The sequence below is a fragment of the Rhodopseudomonas sp. BR0C11 genome (genome assembly GCF_010820945.1).
Lineage (GTDB): Bacteria > Pseudomonadota > Alphaproteobacteria > Rhizobiales > Xanthobacteraceae > Rhodopseudomonas > Rhodopseudomonas palustris_H.
In genome coordinates, this window is sequence record NZ_QTKI01000185.1 from 1 (window position 1) to 8,880 (window position 8,880).

General features: G+C 65.7%; 9 protein-coding genes. 3 read left to right on the forward strand and 6 right to left on the reverse strand.

Features of this window, described 5'->3' with window-relative positions; all coding sequences use genetic code 11:
- Window positions 1-355: CBS domain-containing protein (locus tag DYI24_RS15065; RefSeq protein WP_164572861.1), on the forward strand; the 355-nt coding region annotated here is incomplete at its 5' end.
- A 353-nt stretch (window positions 356-708) separates the two neighbouring features.
- Entirely contained in the window at window positions 709-1,569 is an 861-nt protein-coding gene (locus tag DYI24_RS15070) for an AraC family transcriptional regulator (protein ID WP_164572862.1), read from the forward strand.
- 103 nt (window positions 1,570-1,672) lie between these two features.
- Here the strand turns inward: DYI24_RS15070 and DYI24_RS15075 are convergent, their stop codons facing one another.
- The 6 genes from DYI24_RS15075 to DYI24_RS15100 form a co-directional block, all read right to left on the reverse strand.
- A complete protein-coding gene (locus DYI24_RS15075) occupies window positions 1,673-2,122 on the reverse strand; it encodes an NfeD family protein (protein ID WP_164572863.1) in 450 nt (149 codons plus the stop codon).
- Window positions 2,123-2,138: 16 nt separating this feature from the next.
- Window positions 2,139-3,134, reverse strand: a complete 996-nt coding sequence (locus DYI24_RS15080) for an SPFH domain-containing protein (protein WP_164572864.1) — start codon at window positions 3,132-3,134, stop codon at window positions 2,139-2,141.
- 155 nt (window positions 3,135-3,289) lie between these two features.
- Window positions 3,290-4,327, reverse strand: coding sequence for a ferrochelatase (gene hemH / locus DYI24_RS15085; protein ID WP_107343038.1), 1,038 nt, complete (start codon window positions 4,325-4,327; stop codon window positions 3,290-3,292).
- A gap of 174 nt (window positions 4,328-4,501) precedes the next feature.
- Window positions 4,502-5,653 carry a nickel/cobalt transporter gene (locus tag DYI24_RS15090; RefSeq protein WP_502706347.1) on the reverse strand — a complete coding sequence of 384 codons (1,152 nt, stop codon included), beginning with the start codon at window positions 5,651-5,653 and terminating at the stop codon, window positions 4,502-4,504.
- Window positions 5,654-5,706: 53 nt separating this feature from the next.
- Window positions 5,707-6,360 carry a DUF1007 family protein gene (locus DYI24_RS15095; protein ID WP_107343036.1) on the reverse strand — a complete coding sequence of 218 codons (654 nt, stop codon included), beginning with the start codon at window positions 6,358-6,360 and terminating at the stop codon, window positions 5,707-5,709.
- Window positions 6,361-6,364: 4 nt separating this feature from the next.
- Window positions 6,365-8,455, reverse strand: coding sequence for a M3 family metallopeptidase (locus DYI24_RS15100; protein ID WP_164572866.1), 2,091 nt, complete (start codon window positions 8,453-8,455; stop codon window positions 6,365-6,367).
- A 207-nt stretch (window positions 8,456-8,662) separates the two neighbouring features.
- Here DYI24_RS15100 and DYI24_RS15105 point away from each other — a divergent pair.
- Window positions 8,663-8,880: hypothetical protein (locus DYI24_RS15105; protein WP_164572867.1), on the forward strand; the 218-nt coding region annotated here is incomplete at its 3' end.

An 8,880-nucleotide genomic window follows, 5' to 3' on the forward strand; every position in this document is an offset into this window, starting at 1 on the left:
GATGCACACCGGCGAAGCGATTCCGCTGAAGCCGCTCGGCACCCGGATGTCGGATGCGCTGGTCGAAATGTCCGCCAAGGGTTTCGGCTGCGTCGGCATCATCGACAGCAACGGTCAGATCGCCGGCATCGTCACCGACGGCGACCTCCGCCGGAATATGCGGTCCGACCTGATGACTGCCACGGTCGACGAGGTGATGACGCGGAATCCGAAGACGATCAGCCCGAACCTGCTCGCCGGCCAGGCGCTGGAGCTGCTGAACTCCTCGAAGATCACCGCGCTGCTGGTCGCCGAAGGCAAGAAGCCGCTCGGCATCGTGCATCTGCACGACCTGCTGCGGGCCGGGGTGGCGTAAGCGCCACTTCGCCCTAACCTGGGCACCTCTCCGAAAACTCGACCGAACAAAAGGACGGTCGCAGGCTCTTTCCCCCCGCTCCATGTCTGGGTTCGATACCCAGCGCAATGGCGTGACCGGCGGAAGTCCGGCGACATCGTCGATCCGTTATCGTGGCTGGATTTGGCTGCTGGAAGCCAAGTCCATGCCCGGCGTGGGTAGCGGGCCGGGCGCACGGAGCGATGCCGCCGGTTGCGCCACAAGCCTGGCAGGGCCGCCGCCAATGACTGGGGTCGGTCGAAAGTCCGCAGGATTTATCAACCCGCTGCATGTCACTCCGCGACAACAACTGTCGCGCGCGAGGACCGATGATCATGACACGGACGAACTACCAGGACCGACTTGACCGAGTGACGTCGTACATTCACGACAATCTCGATGGCGAGCTTGACTTCGACAGGATCGCCGAAGTCGCGTCGCTCTCGCCATATCACTGGCATCGAATCTATCACGCCTGCCGAGGTGAAACCGCGGTCGCCACCGCACGCCGTCTGCGGCTGCAGCGCGCCTCCGTCAGTCTGGCGCAGACCGATGACCCGATCGCGCAGATCGCGACCAAAGCAGGATATGCCAGCCCGGCGGCGTTCACGCGCGCCTTTGCGGACGCCTATGGGTTGCCGCCGGCGACCTATCGCGAGCGGGGTAGTCATGCCGATTTCCGGCTGGGGCAACTCGCCACTCAGCAAGGTGGCTGGTCGATCGAAATCCAACGATTCGATGCCATTCCCGCGTTCGCCATCCGCCACGACGGTCCGTATATCGAGATCGGCAAGGCCTTCGGAATGCTGTTCGGTCAACTCGCCGCTCGCGGCGCCCTGCCGGAGCGGATCGAAATGATCGCGGTGTATCTCGACGATCCGACGGCCGTGCCGCCGGAGCGGTTGCGCTCGTTCGCAGCGCTCGCAGCGCCGGGCGGCAAAGACCTCGATCCGCCGGTCGAGCGCATCAAGATCGCCGGGGGCGACTATGCGGTGCTTCGGCACAAGGGCCCCTATGCCGATATGTCGGCCGCTTATAACTGGCTGTTCGGCACCTGGCTTCCGCAATCCGACCGCGAAGCTGACGACCGCCCGGTCGTCGAGAAGTATCTCAACAGCCCGCAGGACACCAAGCCCTCGGACCTCCTCACAGACCTCTGCCTGCCGCTGCGCTCGATCGCTCCATCTCCAGATTGAAGGCGGATTGGCGCTTTCTCCCGAGGGGCCCAGTGTCGTCATCCACACATCTCGGTGTGAAAACCACGAAACTAGGCTCATTACCTCGACGACGAAGGCCGAGTTACAGCGCCGCCACCGTCAGCTTCGCACCATCCGCCGCGACGATCCGCACACGTTGGCCGGCCGGCGTATCGGGGCCGAACACCCGCCAGACGGTGTCGTCGATCCGCACCATGCCGACGCCGCCCTCGATCGGCTTTTCGAGGGTGAATTCACGCCCCACCAGAGCATCGGTGCGGCGGTTGAGGTAGGGGTTGGTCGCATGAACCTCGACGTCGCCGCCGCGCGCCATCCGCCGCCACAGCGGCACCGCGGCGGCCGCGAACAGGCCGAATAGCAGGATTTGCGCCTGCCATCCCGGCTCCAGCAGCAGCGAAAGCACTCCGACCAGGAGTGCTGCGAGCCCGAGCCAGAACAGAAAGACGCCCGGCGCCAACAGCTCCAACGCCATCAGCACCAGGCCGAAGATCAGCCAGTTCCAGGCGCCGAGCGCGATGAGGATCGCGGTCATGGCAGCGGCCTCCGTCTCACCGTGCCGGCGGCACCGGCGTCGTCGGCGGCACCGAGCCGCGGCGGGCGGCCGGCGCCGAGGCGGCGCCTTCGCCGAAGGTCGCCTTGGCGATCTCGCCGATGCCGGCGAGCGAGCCGAGCATGCTCATCGCCTCGACCGGCAGCATGATCACCTTCTGATTCGGCGATTCGGCGAGCTGGCCGAACGCCTTGATGTACTTGTCGGCGATGAAGTAGTTCAGCGCCGCGACATCGCCCTTGCCGATCGCTTCCGACACCATCTGGGTCGCGCGTGCTTCGGCTTCGGCGGAGCGCTCGCGCGCCTCGGCGTCACGGAACGCGGCTTCACGCCGCCCCTCGGCCTGCAGGATCTGCGCCTGCTTGGCGCCCTCGGCGCGCAGGATCTCCGACTGGCGCTGACCTTCGGCCTGCAGGATGTCGGCGCGCTTGACGCGCTCAGCCTTCATCTGCCGGCCCATCGCCTCCACCAGATCGCTCGGCGGCACGATGTCCTTGATCTCGATGCGGTTGACCTTAATGCCCCACGGCGACACCGCAGCATCGACGACGCGCAGCAGCCGCTCGTTGATCTCGTCGCGATGCGACAACACCTGGTCGAGATCCATCGAGCCCATCACCGAACGGATGTTGGTCATGGTCAGCACGATGATCGCCTGCTGCAGATTATCGACTTCGTAGCTCGCCTTGGCGGCGTCGAACACTTGGTAGAACGCGACGCCGTCGACTGTCACAGTGGCGTTGTCCTTGGTGATGACTTCCTGCTGCGGGATCTCGATCACCTGCTCCATCACATTCATCTTGCGGCCGACGCGATCGAAATACGGAATGATCAGGTTGAGACCCGGCGCCAGAGTCCGGGTGAACTTGCCGAACCGTTCGATGGTCCAGTTGTATCCCTGCGGCACCGTCTTGACGCCCGCGAACAGCGTCAGGATCACCAGCAGGACGAGAACGATGGACACCACATCGAATCCGCTGAGATCATAAAACATGCAAACTCTCCTCGCCGGATTTCGGCATCCGTGCGGTCATGGTGATGCGTGCGCCGGCACGGCGCAACACTGGTGGGTCGCGGTCGCCGCAATCCAGGTTCGACGATGGGGGATTTGGTCGCGGAAGGCTGGCGCTGACGACAGCCTTCGCTTCGTTACAGCCAGCCTTGCAGCTCGCGCAGTACGAGCTGGCGGATCACCTGCACACCGGCGTCGGAGTCGTTGAGGCAGGGAATCGCGGTGAATTCCTCGCCGCCGTGCTCCATGAAGATCTCGGCGTTTTCCTGCGCGATCTCTTCCAGCGTCTCCAGGCAGTCGGCCGAGAAGCCGGGCATCACCACGGCGAGCTTGCGCACGCCCTTGCGGGCCAGCGCCTCGATGGTTTTGTCGGTGTAGGGCTGCAGCCACTGATCGAAGCCGAACCGCGACTGGAAGGTCAGCAGCAGCTTGTCGTCGGCAACGCCCATCCGCTCGCGCAGCGCCTCGACGGTCGCTACGCACTGCGCCTGATAGGGATCGCCCTTGTCGATATAGGCCTGCGGCATGCCATGGAACGAGGCCACGATCAGTTCGGGCTCGAACGACAGCGAGGCGAGGTGCGATTTGATCGAGGTCGCGAGCGCGTCGATATAGGCCGGGTCGCGATAATACGGCGGCGTTACCCGCAGCGTCGGCTGGGCACGCAGCTCGCGCAGCACGCGAAACGCTTGGTCGCACACCGTCGCCGAGGTCGCGGCCGAATATTGCGGATACAGCGGGACCACCAGCAGCCGGGTGCAGCCCTTCGCCACCAACGCCTCGATCCGGTCGCGCAGCGACGGGTTGCCGTAGCGCATCGCCCAATCGACGATCAGATGGCCGCGATCGCCCAGCGAGGCCGACAGCTTCTCGGCCTGCGCGCGGGTGATGGTCTTGAGCGGCGACTCGTTCTTCTCGTGGTTCCAGATCTTCTGGTAGTCCTTGGCCTTGCGGGCCGGACGGGTGTTCAGAATGATGCCGTTGAGCGCCAGCTTCCAGAACAACCCCTGGTTCTCGATCACGCGCGGATCCGACAGGAACTCCCGCAGATAGATGCGAACACCTTTGGTGTCACAGCTGTCCGGGGTGCCGAGGTTCACCAACAGCACACCGACCCGCTCCGGCGCGGGCGCCGGGGCGATCGCTGGTCCATGGATCGGAACAATGACGCTCATGTTGCTGCTGGCTTCGCGCTTTGGCCTATCGTTGTCAAGACGACGCGGTGACGGTCGGTGCGTCGTACACCGCGGCATCGCGAGGGCGGTTCCATGGTGTCCTGATCATCTACGCACGAGCCGCCGTTGGGTTTTGCCGAAACCCACGCAAGGCGCAGATTTGCAGGCTGCTGGTTAAAGACACGTCACACGTTCGGCTGCGACATACCCTAGGAGAAGTCCGCAGCCGAGCAGCAGCACCAGACCGGCGGCGCCAAACTCGAGGCCCCGCATCACCAGCATGCCGCCGCCATCGCGCTGTGCAGCCAGCTTGCGGGCCAGCCCCTTTGCCGACACCGCCGCCACCGCGATGGTCGCGACCGTGATCGCGGTGCCCAGCGCCATCACGAAGGTGGCGACGATCCCAGCCCAGAACAAGCCCTGGGCGAGCGCAAACACCATCAGCAGAATCGCCCCCGAACAGGGGCGGATGCCGACGGTCAGCACCGCACCAAGACCGCGCCGCCAACCGCCCGGGCCGGCGAGCTCGCTCGGTTCCGGCCCGTGCGAATGGCCGCAATGGTCGCAGGCTTCGCCAGGACCGTGATGATGGTGGTGATCGTGGTGGCTATGCGCATGACCGTGGTCGTGGCCGTGCCCATGGTCATGATGATGGTGCTGATGATCGCCATGCGCCGCGCGGGCGTGGGCATGGCCGTGCCCAGCGTGATCATGATCGTGGTGGTGATGGTCGTGATCCGTCAGCGCCGCCGGCACGCCGGCCATCGCCAGCTGCGGCTTGCGCATCGAGGCCTGCAGGGCGCGCAGGAAGCCGCCACCCTTGACCCAGACCAGCCGCGCGCCGAACAGCGCGATCAGCGCGTAGCTGCCGATCTCGATCGCGCGCTCGGCGCTGCACATCGTGCTCGCGGTGGCATTCAGCAGCCAGGCGCAGATGCCGACGATCAGCACCGCCACCACCGCCTGCAGCATCGCCGAGACGAACGACAGCGCGATGCCGCGCCGCGCGGTCTCTTCATTGGCGACCAGATAGGACGAGATCACCGCCTTACCGTGGCCCGGTCCGGCAGCGTGAAATACCCCGTAGGCGAACGAGATCGCCAGCAGGGTCCACACCGCGCTGCCGTCGGCCTTGGCGGCGCGGATCGTCGCCGACATCTGCTTGTAGAACGCCGATTGCTGCGCCAGCAGCCAACCGATGATACCGCCGGCCTGTGGTTCCGCAGCCCCCTTCGGCGCCCCGAACGGATTATGCGCCAGCGCCGCGTGCAGAGCGCCGTCGGCGAACAGGCCCGCGACGACGATGCCTAGACCGAGGGCGGCCACCGTTCCGAGCTTCCACCTATCCGCGCCCGCCTCACCAAGTCGTTCCGGCTGCGTCATGGGCAGGTCACCGCGATCTTGTTGGCGAACATCGCACCGTAGTTGGAATTGTCGCCGTTCAGGAAGTTGTCTTCGCTCATCCGCTGCGCGGTGGCGCTGCCGTCGGTCGGGCGCTGGAAGTTCAGCGCGCAGCCGGACGGCGCGCCGACCAGGCTGACCGGGTTCTTTTCGGCGAATGAGAAGTCGATGAAGTAGCTCGGGTCGAACACCTCGACCGACAGCTCGTTGCTCTTCACCGGCGTCTTCAGCGGCAGGAAGAAGTGCAGCGTCAGCACGTTGTCCTTGTAGGACAGGTAATAGTCGACCGGCTCGCCGAACTTCTGCTTCTTGCCGCCGACCTTGGCGAAGGTGAAGTAGGCGAATTCCTTCAGCGACTCGACGTTTGTCTGCGCCAGCGGAGCCAGCTCCTCGCGGCTATAGACGCCCTTCTCCTTGGTCTCGATGCCCTGCAGCGCATAGGTCGAGAACATGTCGTCGAACGCCCAGGCGTGGCGGACGCCGGTGAACGAGCCATCCGGCGCATAAACCAATTCGCTGGTCGAGGTCACCCAGACGTGGGGGTGGGCCTCGGCGGTGCCGAAGCCGAACAGGGCCACGACCGCCGCGACCAGCGCGGAGCGGACGGCGGCGCGGCGCAATAGGCCGATCATGCGGCTACGCGGCCTCCGGCGTGTCGAGCAAGCCGCGGCGGCGGAGCAGCGCGTCGGGCTCCGGCTTGCGGCCGCGGAACGCCACATAGGCTTCCTCCGGATCGCGCGAGCCGCCGGACGAATAGATATCTTCGCGCAGCCGCTTGGCCACCTCCGGCGCGAAGATGTCGCCGGCCTCCTCGAACGCGCCGAACGCGTCGGCGTCCATCACCTCGCTCCACATGTAGCTGTAGTAGCCCGAGGCGTAGTGATCGCCGGAGAAGATGTGGCCGAACTGGGTCGGCCGGTGCCGCAGCGCGATCTCTTCCGGCATGCCGATCTTGTCGAGCTCCTTGCGCTCGAAGGCGCGGATCTCGCCGATACTGGCGGCCGGTTGGGTGTGGAATTCGAGATCGAGCAGCGCCGAGGAGACGAACTCGACGGTGGCGAAGCCCTGGCCGAACTTGCGGGCGGCGATGAAGCGCTGCAGCAGGTCGTCGGGCAGCGGCTCGCCGGTCTGGTAGTGGCGGGCGAACTGCCGCAGCACCTGCGGCTGCTCCTGCCAGTGCTCGTAGAGCTGCGACGGCAGCTCGACGAAGTCGGTGAACACGCTGGTGCCGGACAGCGACGGGTAGGTCACGTCCGACAGCATGCCGTGCAGCCCGTGGCCGAACTCGTGAAACAGCGTACGGGCATCGTCGGGCGACAGCAGCGACGGCTCGCCGCCGGCGCCCTTGGCGAAGTTGCAGACGTTTATGATAAGCGGCGCCACCGCGCCGTCGAGCTTCTGCTGATCGCGCAGCGACGTCATCCAGGCGCCGGAGCGCTTCGACGGCCGGGCATAATAGTCGCCGTAAAACAGCCCGCGATGCGCGCCGTTTGGATCCTTGACCTCCCACACCCGGACATCCGGATGCCACACCGGGACGTCCTTGCGTTCTTCGAAGGTGATGCCGAACAGCCGCGTGGCAGTGTCGAACGCCGCGGCGATCATGCCGTCGAGCGTCAGATACGGCTTGATCGCGGCATCGTCGAAATTGGCACGGCGCTGGCGCAGCTTTTCGGCGTAGTAGCGCCAGTCCCACGGTGCCAGCTTGAAGTTGCTGCCTTCTTCAGTAACCAGCTCCTGCAGCGCGTCGCGGTCGGCGAGCGCGCGGGCCCGCGCCGGCTTCCACACGCGCTCGAGCAGACCGCGCACCGCCTCCGGCGTCTTGGCCATCGAGTCTTCGAGCCGATAGGCCGCAAAGGTCGGATAGCCGAGCAGCTTGGCGCTTTCCTCGCGCAGGCTGAGGATTTCGGCGATGATGGCGTTGTTGTCGTTGTCATTGCCGTTGTCGCCGCGGGCGATGAAGGCGCGGTACACCTTCTCGCGCAGGTCGCGCCGGCTCGACATCTTCAGGAACGGCTCGACCGACGACCGCGACAGCGTCACCACCGCCTTGCCGGGCATCCCGCGCTCTTCGGCCGCAGCGCGGGCGGCGGCCACGAAGCTGTCGGGCAGCCCCTCGGTATCGCCCTCGCCGAGCTCCATCAGCCACTCCTGCTCGTCACCGAGCAGATGATGGCTGAAGCTGGTGCCGAGTTGCGCCAAGCGCTCGTTGATCTCGGCCATGCGCGCCTTGGCGGCCTCGTCGAGGCCAGCGCCGGCGCGGTGGAAACGGGTGTAGCTGCGTTCCAGCAGCCGGCTCTGCTCCGGCGTCAGGTTCAAAAGCGCCGCCTTGTCGCGCAGCGCCGCGATCCGGCCAAACAGAACCGCGTTCATCATGATCGGATTCCAGTGCCGCGCCATCCGCAGCGACACCTCTTCGTCGATCTTCAGCAGCTCCGGGCTCGAATGCGCCGACACCAGGTCGTAGAACACCGCGGCGACCCGGTTCAGCAGCTTACCGGCGCGCTCCAGCGCCGTTATGGTGTTGTCGAAGTCCGGCTCGGTCGGATCGTTGACGATCGCGGCGATCTCGCCGGCGTGGTCGGCGAACGCCTGCTCGAAGGCCGGCATGAAGTGCTCGGGCCTGATCTCGGCGAACGGCGGGGTCTCGAACGGGGTGGTCCAGGCGGCCAGCAGCGGATTGCCGGCATCAGCGGGTGCGGCAATCGGTCCGGAGCTTTCTGACATCAATCCATCCTGAATGCGGGGCCTCGTAATCGCACGACATATACCATTGCGTACGGCTTTTTTGCGCCCGGATTGCCTTGTTGCTGCTGGTAAATTACGCAAGGCGCACCAGACGCCCCACTGCTGACACTTTACGGGATCATCGGCTTGCGCTTGCCGACGCGGGCGATTTCGTTAGATTGCGCCCGCCAGAAGGACCTTCGAACCATGAGCAAGCCTGCCACCGCCGCCGGATCGCGCCAGATCGCCTGGCCGAGCGTCATCACCGTCATCAGCGCCGCCATTCTGATTGGCGCCGAGGTGTTCGGAGCCGCATTCGCGGGCGGGTGGGCACTGGCGATCCTGTTCGGTCTCGGCGAGAGCGCCGCCCACATCCTGCAGGTGGTCCTGTTCGTGATCGGCGTAGTGATCATGGTCGGCTTCAT